This window comes from Rhodoferax sp. (genome assembly GCF_012927445.1).
GTDB lineage: Bacteria > Pseudomonadota > Gammaproteobacteria > Burkholderiales > Burkholderiaceae_C > Rhodoferax.
In genome coordinates this window covers 163,330-182,892 of the sequence record NZ_JABBPD010000001.1, presented here as the reverse complement: position 1 = coordinate 182,892, position 19,563 = coordinate 163,330, and the positions used below count along the sequence as shown (strand labels likewise).

Here is a 19,563-nt window from a genome sequence, read left to right as displayed (position 1 = left end):
ATGTGGCTCGCCCTTGGATTCAAACTACATAAGAACGCGTGATTTTGGAGCCAAGAGCAGCATCTCAATGCCATCAATGACCCCTTCGACTCCACAAACGGGCACCACACTAGCAGTAAAGACCATTCAGCTTCAACCAGCTATGCGGACATCACAACGATTCAAAGGTTCCGACAGTTGGAACGACGGATCCATTTTTAAGAACATCGTCTACAAGACGCGAAAAGGGTTGGAAAATAGAACTTCGCTTGAGCTTATTCGCTCAGGTGAAAGAACAGCGTTCTCAAGCGACTCGCTTGAATATAGCGATGTGCATGTCGGTGACCTATTTCGCTTAACGAATAGAACTGACAACGTTACTGTTCGGATTACTGAACAACCTTACCCAACTGAGTTGATTTCCGCCGATGAATGGAGTGCGTTTGAAGGGCTAGACCCAAGCCTTCATGGTGCCCTTTTCGGTCAAAAAGGATACTTTCAATTTAGATTTGAACTTGTGAATCCATCGCCAATTGACCCAAAATGGAAACCTATCAACGGACCAACCTTGGTAACCCAAATTGGGGGTAGTCAGCCTAGACGTTTTCGTTTGCCAGACAAGACAACGATGGAGCAGGACTTTGCGCTAGACCTTCCAGAAACTGCCTCCTATTTATTGCTCGGTGGTCCTGGGACCGGCAAATCGGTAATAGCGCTTCTTCGTGCCCGACGATTAGCCCGAAAAAGGCATCCGCATAAATTTCTAGCCTTCAATCAGTTGTTGGTTCACGCAAGCAAGAATTTGGATGCAAAGACTGCAAACAACCTAAACATGACCATTCGGGCAGACACATGGATTGCCTGGTTCCGATCTACATGGAGAAATCTTGTCGGTACTGCTTGCCCTCATCGTGAACATGTTTTTCAAATCGATTGGTCCGCTGTACGTTTTCAGCTTGATGCCAAATTTCCGCGCGGTGTAGCCATACCCAAGCCCAACGAGTCATACCTTGTTATCGATGAGGGGCAGGATATGCCTAAGGATTTTTACGAAATCCTTGTTGAAATGGGTTACGAGAACATTTTTGTAGTTGCGGACTTCAATCAAATATTGCATCAAGATTCAAACTCCAACTATCCCGATTTGTGCAACGCCTTAGAGAAGACAGCCAGCTTGAGATTCAGCGCGAGTGCATCGTCAAAGGAAAGATTTACGGTCGAACATGTGGTGCAGTTGACCTACAACCACCGAAATTCGTATCCAGTCGCCCAACTCGCTAGAAGTTTCCACATCACTTCACCCCAGAATGTCCCGCCCAATTTGCCATTGACGACTAGGACGGCTGAAGTACCTGTGCTCGAAAAATACGATGGTTCTGAACCAGAGTTCTTAAAAATCATTCGCCGAATCTTGCTCACTGCGGATAGTGCTCCCACAAAGCTTATTGGCGTTTTATGTCCGGATAACGAGGTTCGGCAACGCTACAAGCAAGCATTTGAGAAAGCAGTCTTAAGCCTGAGCAATGAAAAGCCTCGAATTGATAGCTACGCCAAAGATGACAGGGTTCTCCCCGATTTCGCATTCGGTGGAATTATTTTGCTCAACGCACAAGCTTGCAAAGGGCTTGAATTCGATTACGTCGTTATCGCAGACATAGATCAATTCAAATGTTGGCCAGCTATCGAAGATGAAAGAAGAATGCTTTTTTATGTCATGGTGAGTCGCGCCATCGAGCGCGTGATCATGATCCAAAATACAGCAAACCCATGCCCTGTTTCAGTCATTCTGCCCACCGATAAAAATCTCCTTAGAGGGTAACAAAACCATGGCAACCAAGAAAAAACAACCGGAGCCCGTCGTATCAAAAGACCGTTGGCTTCTCCCAAGTAACCATTACAACTTGATGAACTGGCAGTCGGCTGGTATGGTTTTGCCAAATCACAGCATGGATCCCTATTATCCAGACTGTACTGAAATGGCACCGGGCTGGATTCCCGTCTTTCTGAATCGCGTTCCGCATCAGGTACGCGACGCAGCAGCAATCCGTTCAGGGCACTTCGCCCTGCTTGAGATAGACATCAGCAAGTTTTCTGGTCGAGCTTTCAGCGTTGCCAGTGATGGTGATCTGAAAGAAATGCATCTGCCATTGGCAGGTGAACAAGACGTGACGGCGCTTTTCATTCCTGCTCCATTACCCGTCACCTGCGTCACCGGTGTTACCTTTGAGACAATTGATGCGCGGGATGCCTATCTTGTACGATCAGGCGAAATATCCACTATTCCAGCGAGCGCTTTTCCGATCAGTATCTGCAAATGCCCAGTGACCGCAGATGACTTTGCCGCTCAGTCCACGTGGCCACCGAAGGCAATGCCAGAAGCCTTGCCAACACTTGCAGTCGCGTCAATTTCAGCCCAGGGTGCCGCTGCGGCCCTGCTCTTTTCCTTCGGCAATCTGAATGGAGCCGCTGTCGATGCATGCCGACTGGCATTCGACGCTTGTATTGACGGCCTTTTCACTGCTGAAAGTCCGTTCCGCAAAGCAGTGGATCAGTTGATGACATCCGGCAACAATCCGTCCATCGCAGAATTGCGGTCGAGGCTATTTTGGGGCGTAGTTGAACGAATCATCGAGCCGCCTGACATTGACGGAAACCCTTCAGATGCAGGCTATGCTGCGCTACATTTTTTGGAGCAAGCGTCAACCTCGGAGCCATCAATTGCTAGCAAGTTTCAGAAATTGATTGATGATTTGCGTGGCACATCTGGGCTGGCCAGATACACACACAAAGAGTTGTTTGAAAGACACCCAGGACCTTTCTCTCATGCGCTTTTGCTATTTTTCTTGCGTCAACATTCTGACGAGTTACTCGATTTTGTTGCATTAGACTTTGACGTCACTGTGATCGACAAAATTGCAGCTGCTATTCTTTTTGCTTCGCGCGAGGGTTGGCAGGGTGTTCCCCAGACCATTCGCGAGACAAGCGGCATGTATGCTGCGGTGTCACACCGCATGGCTGCTGCGTCCCATAAGCTGGCTGACACACGTCTTGACCTTGGTATGCCGCCGGCAAGGTGCCAACCATTGCGCGAGCTATTGACGGGCAAAGATCGCAAGCTTAGCAAGCAGCAAACAGAGGCTTCTATAAGTTTGGCTCGGAAACTTAAATGGCCCGATGTCATTGAAACTCGAATTCGCGTGGGCACAGGAAAATTTCGACTTGAGGTCGGCAATGGTGGTTTTGACCTGATCCTTCCGGGTGAGGTAAAGGCAGTTGAGAGCACTGTAGTTTCCGAAAATCTGCTCAGTCATCTCAGCCAGCAAGTTAACGTTCCCGTCAAAGTCGACTTAGAAATCCGAAAAATGCTCGAAGTGCTGGCGGGCTAAGTCTATGCGGATGATTCCAGCGACACCCTACAGAACGCATAGTCAAGCCGAACAAAAGGTATTCGATTGCCTTCGGACTGCAGAAGTCAATGAGAGCGGTGACACGCTTTTAACGGCATTTCATTCGCTCAACTTGTCCCGTCATAAACACAAACGCTTTGGGGAAATTGATTTCCTATTGTGTGGGCCACAAGGTTTGTTCGTACTTGAGGTCAAGGGTGGCGGCGTTTCATGCACGAATGGTCGATGGACTTTTACGGACAGAAATGGTCAAGCACACGAAGGAAAAGAAAGTCCATTTCGACAAGCTGAATCTGCCTTGCATGGCTTGCTGGCACGGCTGAAATCTGAGTTTTCAAGTGACATCTTGAATCAATTTGTCATTGGCTATGGTGTGATTTTTCCGGATTGCGACTGGAGGCAAACGGGTTCCGAATGGGATCCGGCTGTGTTGGCGGATGCGAGAGGTTTTCGCGGTTTTGACAGTTGGCTCGTCAATCTTTTTGAGCATTGGCAGTCGAAAGCATTTGGTGTCGCTCGCGATTCTGTGGCTTCAGACGCCGCTGTTGATCTCATTCAAAAATTTCTTCGCCCTGATTTTGAGGCTATCGTTCCGTTGCGCATCCAAACTGAGCAAGTAATCGACAGCTCAATTCGGATGACTGAAGACCAACTCACTTGGGTTGATGTCGTCGAAGCCAATCCCCGTACGCTTTGCATTGGTGGTGCAGGAACTGGCAAAACGTTTCTCGCGGCAGAATTGGCACGACGATGGACAGCGACTGGATCAAAGGTTCTTTTCGCCTGTTCATCACCATGGCTAAAGGCCTGGTTGGACGTGCGCCTGAATATTCGCGGCTTGGTCATTTCAACTTTTGATGGCTTGGAGATTGCCGCCCAGCGTGCACGCATTTCACAATTTGACGCGATCATTGTTGATGAAGCGCAAGACTTGATGCGGGTTGTGCTAATCGACAAACTGGAAGCCTATTTGCTGAACGGATTCCAAAATGGCCGCTGGGCACTCTTCGCTGATTTCCAGAATCAAAGTGGCTTGCTTGTACCCACGGAGGCTGGGGCACTTCATCGCATTGAGCAATATCAACCTACACGGGTACCTTTGCGGACCAATTGCCGAAACACTCTGAAAATTCTGGAAAACATTAAATTTCGTCTTGGCGCTGACATGGGTGTCCGCGGTTCTGGTTATGGGCCGGCAGTCAGGGAGTTTTGCGTTTCAACGAAAGAAGATGCAGTCAAGATATTGGCAAATCAACTAGATGAACTGGTGAAGGGTGGTATGACCCACTCACAAATTACTATCCTTTCCCCAGTTCCTTACAACGAATCGATTGTGCGATTGTTGCCGCCAAATTGGCATCAAGTCATTCAACCACTCGATTCATACTTGATCAGGAGCTTTCCACCGGATTTGGTCAGTTTTTCTCAAATTCATGATTTCAAAGGGCTAGAGAACGACGCCATTGTTGTGGTGGATATACCGAACGCAAAACGGTCTGAAAACCTAACGTATCACTATGTTGCAATGAGCAGAGCCCGAGCTTATCTTGCGGTGATTGAGCTAAATTGTGATTAGCGCTCGAACTTTAGCTTTGAAATACATCGACTCGTTTCAACAAAGCAGTCATAGGCGATGGGCTGCTACTGGTCGATGACGGACGTCCACTTTTACGAAATGGTCGCTTCAAAGCCGCCGGTCGATCCATAGTTGCCAGCGGCTGCTATGGAGCAGGCAGATCGCAAATCTCTAAGACCGGAATCGCTGAAAAGAAGCCTTTACCAGAGCATCAAAAAATCTGAGCATCAGGACGAGAATTTTCTGATCACCATCACTTGCAGGCCAGATGCGCTCGAACTCTCGGATGTTGCTGGTGGCAAGAATCCATCCCAAGGGTTGTCATGGCGCATTCGTGAACCCGGCGCTTGTCTGCGCCAAATCGACCTGCAGCACCGTGTCCTGCCAACTGTTCCTCGCTCCACAGATTTTGTGGATAAGTCTGGGGGCCATCCTTGGAGTAAGTCAATAAACCTAGTATCCATGCGGGTTTGCAAGGAGTGCCTGTTAAATAGGCAGGTCTAAATTCACGGCGGTAAGGAAAATCAATTTGCTATTATATTAATAGCTACTTGCGAAGGTACAGTAAGGGCTGCAGGCTTATTTTGTTTAAATTTATAGCGAGTGGGTCAATGCAGTGCTTGCCTGTGCTAGGGCCTTTGTTCGCAAATTGCCTGGCCGCCATGCCGTGTGGATCGGCATGAAGCAACCGGCGGCGTCCACAATTTCTGTGGATAAGTTTGTGGATTTCTACTGGCACAAGCCGCCAAGGCAAGTGTTTATGCGGGTTTCCAAACGATGCCTGTCTAACAGGCACGTCAGACCGCGAATGAGCGATTACTCGTGCCGCAAGGCTTCAATCGGGTCCATCCGGGCCGCGCGGCGGGCTGGAAAGTAGCCGAACAACACGCCAATGCCCGCCGAGAACAGGAACGACAGCAGGTTGACGCCCGGGTTGAACAGATAGGGCACGTCCATCAGGCTGGACAGCCCCAGTGACGCCAGCGTGGCCAGCACGATGCCGATGATGCCGCCCAACGACGCCAGCACCACCGCCTCGATCAGGAACTGCAGCAACACCTCGCGCTCCAGTGCGCCAATGGCCAGGCGCAGCCCGATCTCGCGGGTGCGCTCGGTCACGCTCACCAGCATGATGTTCATGATGCCGATGCCGCCCACCAGCAGGCTCACCGCCGCCACCGCGCCCAGCAGCATGGTCATCACCTTCGTGGTGCCGGCCAGGGTGTCGGCCAGTTGTTTGGTGTCGAGCACATTGAAGTTGTCTTCATCTGCTTCGGCCAGCTTGCGGCGTTCCCGCAGCAGCTGGCTCAGGCTGGCCTTGACGCGGGTGGCGTCGCTGCCGTCCAGCATGGACACCAGCAAAGTGTTGACGCGGGTGTTGCCGGTGATGCGGCGCTGCAGCGTTTTGATTGGCACCAGCACCACGTCGTCCTGGTCGTTGCCGAAGCTGCCCTGGCCCTTGGAGCCCAGTACGCCAACGATGGTGCATGAAATCTGTTTCACGCGCAGTTGTTCACCCACGGCGGGTCGTGTGCCGTAAAGCTCGCGCCGCACGGTTTCGCCGATCAGGCACACGGCCGCGCCAGCGCGCAGTTCGGCGTCGGAGAAGATGCGGCCATCGCCCAGTTTCCAGTTGCCGGTGAGCAGCCAGGCGTTGGTGCTGCCAATGATGCTGCTGGTCCAGTTGCGGCCATTGGCCACCACGGTGGCGCCGGTGCGCGCCTCGGGCGCCACGGCCGCAATGCCGCCAATCTGGGTGGCAATGGCGTCGGCATCGATCTCTTTAAAGGAGGGCGCGCTGGCACCGCCGGAGCCGGGGCCCATGCGCTGGCCAGGGCGCACTTGCAGCAGGTTGGTGCCCAGGCCCGAAATCTGGTTTTGGACGGCGAGGGTGGCGCCGTTGCCCAGTGTGACCATGGTGATGACGGCGCTCACGCCAATCACGATGCCCAGAATGGTCAGGAACGAGCGCATCAGGTTGCGCCGGATGGAGCGCAGGGCGAGCAACAGGGTGTTGAGCAACATCAGGGGGCCTCCGCCGCGGAAATCGCCGTGGGCTGTGCCGTGGCGGGCGTCTCATGCAGCCCGGCGGGGTGCGGGTTGAGGGTGTCGCTTTCCACCACGCCATCGACAAAACGCACGATGCGTTTGGCGTAGGCCGCCATGTCGGCTTCGTGCGTGACCATCAGCACGGTAATGCCGTGGTTGACGTTCAGGCCCCACAACAGTTCCATGATCTCTTTGCTGCGCTGGGTGTCGAGGTTGCCGGTGGGCTCGTCGGCCAGCAGCACGGCCGGTTCGGTGACGATGGCGCGCGCAATCGCCACGCGTTGTTGTTGTCCGCCCGATAACTCGGCGGGCGTGTGGTGCTCCCAGCCGCCCAGGCCAACCGAGGCCAGCGCTTTGGTGGCGAGCGCGTGGCGCGTGGCGGCCGACTCGCCCCGGTACAGCAGCGGCAGTTCCACGTTTTCCTGCGCCGAGGTGCGTGCCAGCAAGTTGAAGCCCTGAAACACAAAACCCAGAAAACGGCGACGCAGGCGCGCTCGCTGATCGCGCGTCAGCGTCTCGACGTGCACGCCGTTGAATAAATATTCGCCCGTGGTGGGCGTGTCCAGGCAACCCAGCGTGTTCATGGCGGTGGACTTGCCCGAGCCGCTGGGGCCCATGATGGCGACAAAGTCGCCGGCCTGGATGGTCAGGTCAACCCCTTTGAGCGCCTGCAAGGCCGTGGCGCCCGCGCCATACATTTTGGTCACCCGCTTGAGCTGGATGAGCGGGGTGTCACTCATGGTGCTGATCCGGCTGTGCGTTGATCGGTGATGACCAGCATGCCGGGCTGCAAGTCGCCGGCGCTGATCGCGGTCATGCGGCCGTCGCTGATGCCGGGCGTGACGCTCACGGCCACTGCCGCTCCGCCTTGCAGCACCCACACCTGTTTGGCATTGCCATTGCCTGACGCGGTTTTGCGTGCGCCGCTACCGGGCATGCGCGGCAGCAGGCTCGACACAATGCCGCTTTTGGCTTTGGCAGCGCCGCCCGTCACGGTGGGCGTAAAGCGCAGTGCCGTGTTGGGCACCAGCAGCACGTCCCGCAACTCGGTGGAGGTGATGGTGCTGGAGGCGGTCATGCCAGGGCGCAGCGACAGATCGGAGTTGTCGACGTCGAGGTAGGTCACATAGGTCACCACGTTGTCGGTGGTGGTGGAGCCATAGGCGACGCGGGTGATGGTGGCCGGGTATTGGCGGGTGGGGTAGGCGCTGACGGTAAAGCTGGCTTTTTGATCCACCTTGACAGCGCCCACATCGGCTTCATCCACGTTGACCTGCAGCCGCAGTTTGCTCAAATCCTCGGCCACGGTAAACAAGGTGACGGCTTGCAGCGAGGCGGCCACGGCATTGCCGGGGTCGACCGTGCGGGTCAAGACCACGCCATCAATCGGGGAGCGGATGGAGGCTTTGGACAGATTGGTCTCATCGGTTGAGGCCGTTGCCTGTGCCTGGACCACGTTGGCACGGGCGCTTAATTCCTCGGCCTGGGCGCGTGCCAGCGTGGCGCGGCCGGTGTCCAGTTCGGCCTTGGACGGCACTTTGCCGCCCGACAGGCGCGCCACTTCTTCCAGGCGCGCCAGGTTGCCCTGGGTTTCGGTGACCGTGGCCACGGCTTGTCCCACCTGGGCCCGCGCGGCGCTGAGGGCGGCGCGTGAGCGGGCGACCTGGTCGTTGAGTTTGGCGGTGTCCAGCTCCACCAGCACCTGACCTTTTTTGACCTTGTCGTTCACATCCACCAGCACGCGCAACACGGTGCCGGACAACTCGCTGCCGATGCTGACGGAGCGGGTGGGCTGCAGCGTGCCGTTGGCGGAGACCGACAGGGTGAGGTTGCCGCGGTTCACGGTTTCGGTGACATACAGCGGTGCCGCATTGCTTTTGGCGCTCGCCTGCCAGTAGTAATAACCTGCGCCCGCCAGCAGCACCAGCCCAGCGATCAGCCAGACCATGGGGCGGCGCCACCAGGCATGTTGCGGCGCTTCGTCCAGCAGGGCTTGCAGGTCCGTGGTTGAGAGGGGTTTAGGGGTGGCAGCTGGGGTGGTCATGGTGCGATTTATATAAAGTGGATTCAAAACCAGCCGCCGCCCAGTGCCTTGTACAGGCGCACATGGTCGGCGCTGATGTCGGCGCTGGTACTGGCCACATTGTCTTGGGTCGTCAGCAGCGTGCGCTGCGTCTGCAGAACGATCTGGAAGTCAATCAGGCCGCTGGCATAGCGTTGCTGCGCCAGCAGGGCCGCATTGTCGGCCGCAGTGGCCGCACCTTGCAGGCGCACCAATCGTTCACGGTCGCCCCGCAAAGCCACCAGCGCATCTTCGACGTCTTTCAGGGCCGTCAACACCACGGACTGGTAACTGGCGCGGGCCTGCTCCATAGCCGCTTCCTGTGCCTGCACCTGGGCTATGGCGGCACCGCCATCAAACAGCGGCACCGAGATGCCGGCCAATAAAGAGTTCGCCACGGAGGCACCGTTGGTGAGCGCGCCGAGTGTCAGGGCATTCAGCCCCAGCGAGCCTTTGATGGAAAAGCCAGGGTAACGGGCGGCATCTGCGGCGGACACGCGGGCTAGGGCGGCACTGATGCGGTGTTCTGCCACACGCACATCAGGCCGCTGGCGCAGGGTTTGCGCCGGAATACTCAGCGCCAAATCGGGCGCCGCTTGCGGCACGGGCAGCGGGGTCATTACCAGCGCCTGCAGTGCATCCGGGGTCTGGCCCGTCAAAACCGCCAGCGCGTGCTGGGTCTTGGCAATGCTGGCCTCCAGGGTGGGAATCTGGGCGCCGGTCTGTTCGCTGGCGGTCCGGGCTTGTTCGACTTCCAGCGAGGTGGTCAGGCCGGCTTGGGCGCGCCAGTCGGTGATTTGCAGGGTTTCGTTCTGGCTGGCGAGGTTGTTGCGGGCAATCATTAACTGTGTCTGCTGGCCGCGCAACTGGATGTAGGCCAGCGCCACCTCGGCGGCAACCGAGACCTGCACATCGGCGAGCGTGGCTTGTGCCGCCTGGGCGTCGGCTTCGCTGGCGTTCAGTGCGCTGCGTTTGCCGCCAAAGATATCGGGTTCCCAACTGGCATCCAGTTTGGCGCCAAAACTGTTGCTGGCCTCAAAGTCGCCAGACTTGCTGCGTCCCGCCGACCCGGAGGCCGACACGCCGGGCAGCAGGCCTGCATTTTGGACATCGCGCAGTGCGCGTGATTGCTGCAGCGCTGCCTGTGCGGAGCGGATGCTGGTGTTGGCCTGCAAGGCCTGCGCGACCAGGGTGCCCAGCAGCGGATCGTTGAATCGCTGCCACCACTGGGCCAGTGAATTCGGGGATGCAGGGGTTGCGTCACGGGTGGGTGATAGCGATGTGGACCAGGCCGTGGGGACCACCACGTCAGGCATCGCCTGCGTCTTGGGTGACCAGGACGCGCAGCCGCTCAGGGCGACGGCCACTGATATGGCCAGTGACGCCGCGCAGGGCAGGCGCCGCCGTGACCAGGGAGATATTAGTTTTTTTGAGACCATCATTTTGCGGCACAAGGCTGGGTGGAATGCTGATTGTGCAGGAGTCAAATGACGCCCTAGTTTCGCCTGTGTGAAGTCGTGTAAAGCTGCCGGTTGTCAAGCGACCTGTTGCCGTGCGGTTCGTGTACGGACGGGCGTCAGACCGCTGGTGTTCAGTTCATTGGTCGGTTTGAGCCGATTCGCCAGGGCCTTGCGGCTAATGGGGATTTAGTCGGAAATCCAGGTGAAGCGGAGTTGGCGCACGCCGTCAATCGTCACCTCTTCGCTGAACATGGCCGCCGGGCGCACCCACAGCCCTTTTTCGCCGTACAGCGCACGGTAAAGCGTCATCGGTTCCAGGGTTTCGCTGTGTCGCACGGTGTCGATGACTTCGTAGCGCAGGCCCTTGTAATGGCGGTACTGGCCCTTGCGGGTCGAGCTGAGCGGAGGCAGTATTTCGTTAGTCATGGGACAATCGTAGGCTATGCATCCAAAAGCCCTGCTTGACGTCTGTTCTGAACTCGTCCGCCTCTCTCTCAAATTTGACCACCCCACCGACGCCGTTGTCTCGAAGTTTTTTCGCGACAACCGGGGTCTTGGGCCGCGCGAACGCGCTACGCTGTCCGGCACGGTCTATACCGTGCTGCGCAAAAAACTGCTGTTTGACCATTTCGCGCCGTCCGGCAGTGGCCCCAAGGAGCGCCGTATGGCGATTCTGGGCTTTTACGGCCCCGGCGATTTCTTGCGCAGCGCCCTGACCGAACAGGAAACCAACTGGATCGATCAGTGCGAAAAAATCAATGTGGCCGATTTGATGGAGCGCCATCGCCACAACCTGCCCGAGTGGTTGGTGCAGCCACTGAAAGACCAGCTGGGCGATGATTTCTGGCAACTGGCCGACAGTCTCAACCTGGGCGCCGGCCTCGATTTGCGCGTCAATGCCCTTAACGCCAAGCGCGCCGACGTGCAAAAAGAGCTGGCCCAGCTCGGCATCAAGGCCGTGCCAACGCCTTATTCGCCTTGGGGCCTGCGCATTGCCGGCAAGCCGACCCTGAACAAGCTGGACGCCTTTACCCGCGGCGCCTTTGAGGTGCAGGACGAAGGCTCGCAACTGCTGGCCATGCTGCTCGACGCCAAACGCGGCGAGATGGTGGTGGACTTTTGTGCCGGCGCCGGTGGCAAAACGCTGGCGATTGGCGCTGGCATGCGCAGCACCGGTCGCTTGTACGCCTTTGATACCTCGCCGCATCGGCTTGACGCGCTCAAGCCACGTCTGGCGCGCAGCGGTTTGTCCAATGTGCACCCGGCGGCCATCGCTCATGAGCGCGATGAGCGCGTCAAGCGCCTGTCCGGCAAAATTGACCGGGTGCTGGTAGATGCCCCTTGCTCCGGCTTGGGCACGTTGCGGCGCAACCCCGACCTCAAATGGCGTCAAAGTTTGGGGTTGGTGGAGCAGATGGCCGTCACACAGACCGCCATTCTGCAAAGCGCGGCGCGCCTGCTCAAACCCGGTGGCCGCCTGGTCTACGCCACCTGCAGCGTGATGATTCAGGAAAACGAGGCCATTGCGCAAGCGTTTACCGCCGCCAACCCGGAATTCACGCCGCTCGATGTGGGTGAAGTCCTGACCGGCTTGAAGGTGGAAGGCGCTGCCAAGCTGTGCAGCGGCGGGGACAACGCGCAGCGTTACCTGCGTTTATGGCCGCACCGTCACCAGACGGATGGATTTTTTGCAGCTGTTTGGCAAAAAAATTAAGTTTTAGCTGGAATTAACTGCCTTTGGCCGCATCTACTGCTAAAGGCAGGTTTCAGACTTGAGCCTCGCTTGATCATTATTAAAACGTCGTTGATGGACTTCACAGATATGTTGTTACCTGATTGGGCTGCATTGAATGCAGTGGTTGACTGGCTGGCGAATGGATTTTGGCAATTGGCGGGATGGCAAATCGTGCTGTTCACGCTGGCTATCACCCATGTCACCATGGTGAGCGTGACGGTTTTTTTGCACCGACACCAGGCGCACCGCGCTTTGGATTTGCACCCGATTGCCGCTCATTTTTTCCGCTTCTGGCTCTGGATGACGACCGGTCAGGTCACCAAAGAATGGGCGTCCATTCACCGTAAACACCATGCCAAGTGCGAACAGGCGGATGACCCCCACAGTCCGCATGTGTATGGCATTAAAACGGTGCTGCTACAGGGCTATGAGTTGTACCGGGCCGAGGCCCAAAACAAGGAAACCATGGCGCGCTTTGGCCATGGCACCCCCAGCGACTGGCTGGAGCGCAACCTGTACACCCGGTTTTCCTGGCTCGGCATCTGCTTGATGCTGGCCATTGATCTGGCTCTGTTTGGCGCTGCGGGCCTGGCGGTGTGGGCCGTGCAAATGGCCTGGACCCCGATCATGGCGGCGGGCATCATCAATGGCGCGGCGCACTATTGGGGTTATCGCAACTTTGAGGCGCCCGATGCCAGCACCAATATTTCGCCGTGGGGCATCCTGATTGCCGGTGAAGAGTTGCACAACAACCACCACACCTATCCCACGTCAGCCAAGTTGTCGGTCAAGTCGTATGAGTTTGACATTGGCTGGATGTACATCAGCCTGATGCAACGGGTTGGTTTGGCCAAAGTCAAAAAGACGCCGCCTAAGCTGGCGATGGGTGATATTCGTCCCGTGGCGGATGAGAAGACCCTGGAGGCGTTGATTTCCAATCGTTATGAAATCATGGCCGGTTATGCCAAAGACATGCGTCACGCCTTCAAGGGTGAACTTGAAGCCATGAAAGCACTGACGGCGGACGCGGCCGTCATCAAGGCCGCTCAGCGTTGGATGCACCGAGACACAGAGCGAGTGCCTGCCGCGGCGGTGGCGCAACTCGCCTTGGCCCGTGCTGCTTCGCCGGTGCTGGACAAGATGGTGGTCATGCGTGAAGAACTGCGCCAGCTCTGGCTGAACCGGTCGCACACCCGGGAACAGCTGGCGTCCGATTTGCAAGTCTGGTGCCATCGCGCCGAGGCCAGCGGTATTGCCGCTTTGCAGGAGTTCTCGATGAAGCTACGGGCGACGCGGGCTTGATTGATTTTAGAGGCCTTTTTGGTCTCTAGCCCCCGTAGCTATTGCGTGATTAGCTATTGAATTCATAGTAATTTGCCTGATAGACAGCCACAAAAAAGCCCGCATCAAGCGGGCTTTTTTGATCGTCAATAAACCTGAATTACTTCAGTTTCATTTCCTTGTAATCCACGTGCTTGCGAGCTTTTGGATCAAATTTCTTGATCAGCATTTTCTCGGGCATGGTTTTCTTGTTTTTGCTGGTGGTGTAGAAGTGACCAGTACCAGCTGTAGATTCCAGCTTGATTTTTTCGCGTCCGCCTTTGGTTGCCATGGTGCTGCTCCTTATGCCTGTCCACGTGCGCGCAAGTCTGCGAGCACAACATCAATGCCTTTTTTGTCGATCAAACGCAAACCTGCGTTGGAGATTCGCAAGCGAATCCAACGGTTTTCGGTCTCGACCCAAAAACGGCGGTATTGCAGGTTCGGCAGGAACCGGCGCTTGGTTTTGTTGTTGGCGTGGGAAACTTTGTTCCCGACCATTGGGCCTTTGCCCGTTACTTCACATACGCGTGCCATGTGGACACTCCAGAAGACGTGAACGCTTGCGCGTCCGTTAACAGCTTTCGCCGCACCTCGCCACACCTTGATGTGGCGGTAAAGAGATTCCCCGGCCCATCTCGCCCCGTATGAAGAGGATCGACAAATTCCGGAAAAGCCTCAGATTATAACTATTTCAATCCTGCTCAAGAAAACGCTGTGCGTCCAGCGCTGCCATGCAGCCAGTGCCGGCACTGGTAATGGCTTGGCGGTACACATGATCCTGCACGTCGCCAGCGGCAAAAACGCCCGGTACGCTGGTCATGGTGGCGAAACCCTTGAGCCCGCCCTGCGTGACGATATAGCCGCCCGCCATCTCCAGCTGGCCCTGGAAAATATCGGTGTTGGGTGAATGGCCAATGGCAATGAAACAGCCTTTGAGTGTCAGGTCTTCCGTTGCACCGGTGGTGACATTTTTCAGACGAACGCCCGTGACGCCGCTCTGGTCGCCCAGTACTTCGTCGAGCGTGCTGAAAGTCTTGAGTTCAATCTTGCCCGCCGCAACTTTCTCCATCAGCTTGTCGATCAAGATCGGTTCGGCCTTGAACTTGTCACGGCGGTGCACCAGGAACACCTTGGTGGCAATGTTGGACAGATACAGCGCTTCTTCCACGGCCGTATTGCCGCCGCCGATCACGCAGCAGATCTCGTCGCGGTAGAAAAAACCGTCGCACGTAGCACAGCCCGACACGCCGCGGCCCATGAAGGCGGTTTCTGACGGCAGCCCCAAGTATTTGGCCGATGCGCCGGTCGCGATGATGAGCGAATCACAGGTGTACTCGCCGCTATCGCCTTTCAGCGTAAAGGGCCGTTTGCTGAAATCAACGGCGTTGATGTGGTCGAAAATGATCTCGGTCTTGAAGCGTTCGGCGTGCTCCTGAAAGCGCTGCATCAGGTCTGGCCCCTGCACGCCGTTCACGTCGGCGGGCCAGTTGTCCACCTCGGTCGTGGTCATCAATTGGCCACCCTGGGCGATGCCGGTGATCAGCAAGGGGTTGAGGTTGGCGCGCGCTGCATAAATGGCCGCGGTGTAACCAGCGGGGCCAGAGCCCAAAATCAAAACCTGCGCATGTCTAGTGTTTGACATTGTGTAAACCTTTTCTGAAAAATCTGTTGTGCCGTGTACAGTGCGGGATAGTATGACTTACTCCCTCAATACCCTGAATTCTTCCCGGTCTTCGGTCCCGCCTGCCCGTTCGGGCTGGGGACGCTTTGCTGACGAACTGGGCCTGCTGGCCGGGTTGGTCCTGTTGGCTTTCTGGCTCATCGCCCTTTTGAGTTACTCGACGCAGGATGTGGCCTGGTCGACTTCCGGCAGTGGTGGGCCGTTGCTCAACCGGGCCGGCCACCTGGGTGCCTGGCTGGCCGATGGCAGTTATTTTCTGCTGGGCTTTTCAGTCTGGTGGTGCCTGGCCGCGGGCCTTCGTGTCTGGCTTTCCGGCTTGGCCCGGTGGCTGCGCGGGCATGAATTACTGATGCCAGAAGAAGAACCCGCGGCATCCTTGACTTCCCGATTCACGTCGGGCCGCGTGGCCTTCTGGGGCGGTCTGGTTTTGTTGCTGTGCGCCAGCGCCACCTTGGAATGGTCTCGTTTTTACAGTCTGGAAGCTTATCTGCCGGGGTCCGGTGGTGGCATTTTGGGCTACTTTTTAGGGCCGTTGGCGGTCAATGGGTTGGGTTTTTCCGGTGCGGGCCTGGTGGCCATTGCCGTCGGGGTGGTGGGCGCCGCCCTGGTGTTCCGCTTCTCCTGGGGGCATGTGGCGGAGCGCATGGGAGCCTGGCTTTATTTTCAGGTTGAATCACGGCGTGAAAAACGCGAAGTGGCGCAGGACATCGCCATGGGGCAGCAGGCCGCACGCGCACGCGAAGAAGTGGTGATTGAAGAACGCCAGGAAGTTGCCGTCCATCACCCGCGTCCCGTCACCATTGAGCCAGTGATGGTCGATATACCCAAGAGTGAGCGGGTGGTCAAAGAGCGCCAAAAACCCTTGTTTAAAGAAATGCTCGACAGCAACTTGCCGCAAGTGGACTTGTTGGACGACGCGCTGTTGCGTCAAGAGACGGTCGCCCCCGAGACGCTGGAGATGACCAGCCGCATGATCGAGAAAAAGCTCAAGGATTTCGGCGTCGATGTGCGCGTGGTGCTGGCGCAACCGGGCCCGGTGATCACGCGGTACGAGATCGAGCCCGCCACCGGCGTCAAGGGTTCGCAAATTGTGGGGCTGGCCAAAGACCTGGCGCGTTCCCTGAGTTTGGTGTCGATTCGTGTGGTGGAGACCATTCCGGGCAAAAACTACATGGCACTGGAGTTGCCCAACGCCAAGCGCCAGTCGATCAGGCTGTCCGAAATTCTGGGCTCCTCCGTCTACCACGAGGCCAAATCCATGCTCACCATGGGGCTGGGCAAGGACATTGTGGGCAACCCGGTGGTGGTCGATCTGGCCAAGATGCCGCACGTGCTGGTGGCCGGGACCACCGGTTCCGGTAAATCGGTGGGCATCAATGCCATGATTCTGAGCCTGCTGTACAAGGCCGAGGCGCGCGATGTGCGGCTGCTGATGATTGATCCCAAAATGCTGGAAATGTCGGTCTACGAAGGCATTCCGCATTTGCTGGCGCCGGTGGTCACCGACATGAAGCAGGCCGCCTACGGCCTGACCTGGTGCGTTAATGAAATGGAACGCCGCTACAAGCTGCTGAGCAAGCTGGGCGTGCGTAATCTGGCCGGGTACAACACCAAGATTGACGAGGCCAAGGCGCGCGGCGAATTTATCTCCAATCCCTTCAGTCTGACGCCCGAGCAACCCGAGCCGTTGGAGCGCTTGCCGCATATCGTGGTGGTGATCGACGAGCTGGCCGACTTGATGATGGTGATCGGCAAGAAGATTGAAGAGCTGATTGCCCGGCTGGCGCAGAAAGCGCGCGCCGCTGGTATTCACCTGATTCTGGCAACCCAGCGTCCCAGTGTGGACGTGATCACCGGCCTGATCAAGGCCAATATCCCGACCCGCATTTCCTTCAAGGTCAGCAGCAAAATCGACAGTCGCACCATCCTCGACCAGATGGGCGCCGAGGCTCTGTTGGGCTTGGGCGACATGCTCTACATGCCCGGCAGCGGCTTGCCCACCCGGGTCCATGGCGCCTTTGTCAGTGACGAAGAGGTGCACCGGGTCGTCAGTTATCTCCGGTCCCAGGGCGAGCCCAACTACATCGAAGGCGTGCTCGAAGGCGGCACCGATGACAGCGTGGGTGATTTGATGGGCGAGGGCGGCAGCGGCGGTGAAAAAGACCCGATGTACGACCAGGCGGTGGAAGTGGTGTTGAAGAACCGCAAGGCCAGCATCTCGCTGGTGCAGCGCCACCTGAAGATCGGCTACAACCGCGCGGCGCGGCTGGTGGAAGACATGGAGAAAGCCGGTCTGGTGAGCTCCATGAGCAGCAATGGTCAGCGTGAAATTTTGGTGCCCACCCGGGCGGAGTGATGAAGATGATTAAACGGATTGCTATTATTTGTATAGCTGCTTGCGCAGGTGTGGCGGGGGCTGGAGGCCTGGAAAGCCTTGAGACTTTTGTGAAGACCGTCAAAACCGGTCGCGCCGACTTCACTCAAGTGGTGACTTCGCCCGCTAAAGAGGGGCAGGCGCCGCGCGTTAAAACATCCAACGGCACCTTCGAATTTTCCCGGCCCAATCGCTTCAAGTTCATCTACCAAAAGCCGTTTGAGCAAAGCATCGTGGCCGACGGCAAGACGTTGTGGCTGTTTGATGCGGATCTGAACCAGGTAACGGCCCGCAAACAGTCCCTGACGCTGGGCTCAACGCCCGCCGCCTTGATTGCCGCGGCGCCTGATTTACGCGCCTTGCAGGCGGATTTCGCGCTGGCCGATGCGCCCGACCAGGACGGGCTGCAGTGGGTGGCTGCCACGCCGAAATCGAAAGACGGTCAGTTGCAAACGGTGCGCGTGGGTTTTCGGGGCAGTGATTCGGGGGCTGACAAAGCGGGTAGCCTGGCCGCGCTTGAAATTCTCGACAGTTTCGGCCAACGTTCGCTGTTGACCTTTCATCGCTTCGATATCAATCCGGCTTTGTCAGGCAACAGCTTTCAGTTCAAACCGCCGGCAGGGGCGGACGTGATCCGGCAATAAGGCCGTTGGCAGCCGGTGGCAAGCCTCTTTGGATATGCAGGGTTTGGGTCGGGAAGGCGAAGCTGATGCCGTGTTCCGCGAACTGGCGCACCAACTGCAGATTGATGGCCTGCTGGATGTTCATGGATATATTGAAGTCGGGCTGTAAAACGTAATACACCGTTTCAAAGTCGAGCGATGAGGGGCCGAAGCTTTTAAAGTGGGCTCGGTCGAAGCGCACACCGTCCTGCGCCTCAACCGCTTGTTGGATCAGGGTGGGAATGAGTTCGAGCAGCTCCGCCGATGTGTCGTAGGTGACGCCGAGAGCGAAGACCGAGCGCCGCTCCTGCATGCGCTTGTAGTTGCTGATGCGGCTCTTGAGCAGGTCATTGTTGGAAAAAATGATCTGTTCGCCACCCAGGCTGCGAATGCGGGTGGTCTTCAGGCCGACGTGCTCGACGCTGCCCATGAGCTGGTCGACGATGATGAAGTCCCCAATGACGAAGGGTTTGTCGATGGCGATCGACAGCGAGGCGAACAGGTCGCCCAGGATATTCTGCACGGCGAGCGCGACGGCGATACCGCCAATGCCAAGGCTGGCGACCAGGGCCGTGACGTTGAGGCCCATGTTGTCGAGGATCAGCAGCATCACCAGGGTCCACAGGGCCACGCGGCCAATGAAGGTGAGCAGCGACCGGGTCATCGCCCGCGAGCCTTCGTCGCTGGCTTCACCTTTGGCGAAGCGCTGGCGCAACCAGAAATCGAGTCCGCGGTTGGCCCAAAAGCCGGCTTGCAGAAGCAGCAAGCCAATAAAAACCCGGTCCACCAGTTTGTCCATGGCGGTGGGCAAGGTCAGAAAACTCGTGGCAATGTAGAGACTGATGGCCGCCGCGAGCAGAATCCGCGTGGCCGATAAAACTTCAACCAGGAAGTTGCCCACCACGTTGTCCATGTTCTGGGCGATATTGGTGAGCCGCTGCAAGAGAAAGTGCCGCAAAAAATGGAGAACGACGATGAAAACGGCAGCCGCGAGCAGGGCGTAGCTCCAGTCCTGAAGGGTGTTGCTGGCAATAAGTTGGCGAAACATGGTGGTCGGTTATGGGTGGCGGGTAAATTCATCTGTCTGGATGGGGGTGGCCAGTTCGCCACGGGACGTTCCCATACGTTTGTCTCTCTTTATTGAAAGAGAGTTGCCATCTTATTGCATTTGAACAAATATTATTTGGGCTCAGCCGAAGTTTTGACGCACGCAAGCCCTCCGTGGCAAATCCAGTAGGGCTGGACCACGGAAAAG

General features: G+C 57.0%; 16 protein-coding genes. 7 read left to right on the top strand and 9 right to left on the bottom strand.

Going from position 1 to position 19,563, the window contains the following annotated elements:
• Positions 1–13 precede the first annotated feature (13 nt).
• Genes HHJ17_RS00815 through HHJ17_RS00805 form a run of 3 tightly spaced genes read left to right on the top strand, consistent with a single transcriptional unit; the run spans position 14 to position 4,962 of the window.
• Positions 14–1,798: an ATP-binding domain-containing protein gene (locus HHJ17_RS00815; RefSeq protein WP_296504668.1), complete on the top strand. Its 1,785-nt coding sequence runs from the start codon at positions 14–16 to the stop codon at positions 1,796–1,798.
• A gap of 7 nt (positions 1,799–1,805) precedes the next feature.
• On the top strand, positions 1,806–3,365 hold the full coding sequence (locus HHJ17_RS00810; protein WP_296500167.1) for a hypothetical protein: 1,560 nt from the start codon (positions 1,806–1,808) through the stop codon (positions 3,363–3,365).
• A 4-nt stretch (positions 3,366–3,369) separates the two neighbouring features.
• The gene (locus HHJ17_RS00805) at positions 3,370–4,962 is read left to right on the top strand and encodes an NERD domain-containing protein (protein WP_296500165.1); all 1,593 of its coding nucleotides are present in this window, start codon (positions 3,370–3,372) and stop codon (positions 4,960–4,962) included.
• Between the two features lie 816 nt (positions 4,963–5,778).
• On the opposite strand, the gene HHJ17_RS00800 is transcribed toward HHJ17_RS00805, so the two are convergent.
• The 5 genes from HHJ17_RS00800 to HHJ17_RS00780 all read right to left on the bottom strand — a co-directional run bounded on the left by HHJ17_RS00800 (position 5,779) and on the right by HHJ17_RS00780 (position 10,959).
• Complete coding sequence (locus HHJ17_RS00800; RefSeq protein WP_296504667.1) at positions 5,779–6,987, bottom strand: ABC transporter permease; 1,209 nt, start codon at positions 6,985–6,987, stop codon at positions 5,779–5,781.
• Complete coding sequence (locus tag HHJ17_RS00795; RefSeq protein WP_296504666.1) at positions 6,987–7,751, bottom strand: ABC transporter ATP-binding protein; 765 nt, start codon at positions 7,749–7,751, stop codon at positions 6,987–6,989. The genes HHJ17_RS00800 and HHJ17_RS00795 overlap by 1 nt, the downstream gene beginning before the upstream one ends.
• Positions 7,748–9,055, bottom strand: a complete 1,308-nt coding sequence (locus tag HHJ17_RS00790; protein WP_296504665.1) for an efflux RND transporter periplasmic adaptor subunit — start codon at positions 9,053–9,055, stop codon at positions 7,748–7,750. The genes HHJ17_RS00795 and HHJ17_RS00790 overlap by 4 nt, the downstream gene beginning before the upstream one ends.
• 23 nt (positions 9,056–9,078) lie before the next feature.
• A complete protein-coding gene (locus HHJ17_RS00785) occupies positions 9,079–10,440 on the bottom strand; it encodes an efflux transporter outer membrane subunit (RefSeq protein WP_296504664.1) in 1,362 nt (453 codons plus the stop codon).
• Positions 10,441–10,719: 279 nt separating this feature from the next.
• The gene (locus tag HHJ17_RS00780) at positions 10,720–10,959 is read right to left on the bottom strand and encodes a DUF1653 domain-containing protein (protein WP_296504663.1); all 240 of its coding nucleotides are present in this window, start codon (positions 10,957–10,959) and stop codon (positions 10,720–10,722) included.
• A 16-nt stretch (positions 10,960–10,975) separates the two neighbouring features.
• On the opposite strand from HHJ17_RS00780, the gene HHJ17_RS00775 reads away from it, so the two are divergent.
• Together HHJ17_RS00775 and HHJ17_RS00770 are read left to right on the top strand one after the other, a co-directional pair.
• Entirely contained in the window at positions 10,976–12,247 is a 1,272-nt protein-coding gene (locus HHJ17_RS00775) for an RsmB/NOP family class I SAM-dependent RNA methyltransferase (RefSeq protein ID WP_296504662.1), read from the top strand.
• Between the two features lie 108 nt (positions 12,248–12,355).
• The gene (locus HHJ17_RS00770) at positions 12,356–13,570 is read left to right on the top strand and encodes a fatty acid desaturase (RefSeq protein ID WP_296500125.1); all 1,215 of its coding nucleotides are present in this window, start codon (positions 12,356–12,358) and stop codon (positions 13,568–13,570) included.
• Positions 13,571–13,709: 139 nt separating this feature from the next.
• Here the strand turns inward: HHJ17_RS00770 and rpmG are convergent, their stop codons facing one another.
• From rpmG to trxB, 3 genes are all read right to left on the bottom strand, one after another.
• A complete protein-coding gene (rpmG, locus tag HHJ17_RS00765) occupies positions 13,710–13,880 on the bottom strand; it encodes a 50S ribosomal protein L33 (RefSeq protein ID WP_011465453.1) in 171 nt (56 codons plus the stop codon).
• A gap of 11 nt (positions 13,881–13,891) precedes the next feature.
• The gene (gene rpmB, locus HHJ17_RS00760; protein ID WP_296500123.1) at positions 13,892–14,125 is read right to left on the bottom strand and encodes a 50S ribosomal protein L28; all 234 of its coding nucleotides are present in this window, start codon (positions 14,123–14,125) and stop codon (positions 13,892–13,894) included.
• A gap of 157 nt (positions 14,126–14,282) precedes the next feature.
• Entirely contained in the window at positions 14,283–15,233 is a 951-nt protein-coding gene (gene trxB / locus HHJ17_RS00755; protein WP_296500121.1) for a thioredoxin-disulfide reductase, read from the bottom strand.
• A gap of 52 nt (positions 15,234–15,285) precedes the next feature.
• Here trxB and HHJ17_RS00750 point away from each other — a divergent pair, with 52 nt between their 5' ends.
• Positions 15,286–17,628, top strand: coding sequence for a DNA translocase FtsK (locus HHJ17_RS00750; RefSeq protein ID WP_296500118.1), 2,343 nt, complete (start codon positions 15,286–15,288; stop codon positions 17,626–17,628).
• A 5-nt stretch (positions 17,629–17,633) separates the two neighbouring features.
• Positions 17,634–18,290 carry an outer membrane lipoprotein chaperone LolA gene (lolA, locus tag HHJ17_RS00745; RefSeq protein WP_296500116.1) on the top strand — a complete coding sequence of 219 codons (657 nt, stop codon included), beginning with the start codon at positions 17,634–17,636 and terminating at the stop codon, positions 18,288–18,290.
• Here the strand turns inward: lolA and HHJ17_RS00740 are convergent.
• Positions 18,253–19,356 (bottom strand): mechanosensitive ion channel family protein, encoded by a 1,104-nt coding sequence (locus HHJ17_RS00740; RefSeq protein WP_296500115.1) that lies wholly within the window; start codon positions 19,354–19,356, stop codon positions 18,253–18,255. The genes lolA and HHJ17_RS00740 overlap by 38 nt on opposite strands.
• Between the last annotated feature and the right edge of the window lie 207 nt (positions 19,357–19,563).

What these genes read in the sequence shown, in the direction of transcription:
- HHJ17_RS00795 (WP_296504666.1), bottom strand. Translation starts at nt 7,751, where the DNA reads ATGAGTGACACCCCGCTCATCCAGCTCAAGCGGGTGACCAAAATGTAT.
- HHJ17_RS00810 (WP_296500167.1), top strand. Translation starts at nt 1,806, where the DNA reads ATGGCAACCAAGAAAAAACAACCGGAGCCCGTCGTATCAAAAGACCGT.
- HHJ17_RS00740 (WP_296500115.1), bottom strand. Translation starts at nt 19,356, where the DNA reads ATGTTTCGCCAACTTATTGCCAGCAACACCCTTCAGGACTGGAGCTAC.
- HHJ17_RS00800 (WP_296504667.1), bottom strand. Translation starts at nt 6,987, where the DNA reads ATGTTGCTCAACACCCTGTTGCTCGCCCTGCGCTCCATCCGGCGCAAC.
- trxB (WP_296500121.1), bottom strand. Translation starts at nt 15,233, where the DNA reads ATGTCAAACACTAGACATGCGCAGGTTTTGATTTTGGGCTCTGGCCCC.
- rpmG (WP_011465453.1), bottom strand. Translation starts at nt 13,880, where the DNA reads ATGGCAACCAAAGGCGGACGCGAAAAAATCAAGCTGGAATCTACAGCT.
- HHJ17_RS00805 (WP_296500165.1), top strand. Translation starts at nt 3,370, where the DNA reads ATGCGGATGATTCCAGCGACACCCTACAGAACGCATAGTCAAGCCGAA.
- HHJ17_RS00780 (WP_296504663.1), bottom strand. Translation starts at nt 10,959, where the DNA reads ATGACTAACGAAATACTGCCTCCGCTCAGCTCGACCCGCAAGGGCCAG.
- rpmB (WP_296500123.1), bottom strand. Translation starts at nt 14,125, where the DNA reads ATGGCACGCGTATGTGAAGTAACGGGCAAAGGCCCAATGGTCGGGAAC.
- HHJ17_RS00775 (WP_296504662.1), top strand. Translation starts at nt 10,976, where the DNA reads ATGCATCCAAAAGCCCTGCTTGACGTCTGTTCTGAACTCGTCCGCCTC.
- HHJ17_RS00770 (WP_296500125.1), top strand. Translation starts at nt 12,356, where the DNA reads ATGTTGTTACCTGATTGGGCTGCATTGAATGCAGTGGTTGACTGGCTG.
- HHJ17_RS00750 (WP_296500118.1), top strand. Translation starts at nt 15,286, where the DNA reads ATGACTTACTCCCTCAATACCCTGAATTCTTCCCGGTCTTCGGTCCCG.
- lolA (WP_296500116.1), top strand. Translation starts at nt 17,634, where the DNA reads ATGATTAAACGGATTGCTATTATTTGTATAGCTGCTTGCGCAGGTGTG.
- HHJ17_RS00790 (WP_296504665.1), bottom strand. Translation starts at nt 9,055, where the DNA reads ATGACCACCCCAGCTGCCACCCCTAAACCCCTCTCAACCACGGACCTG.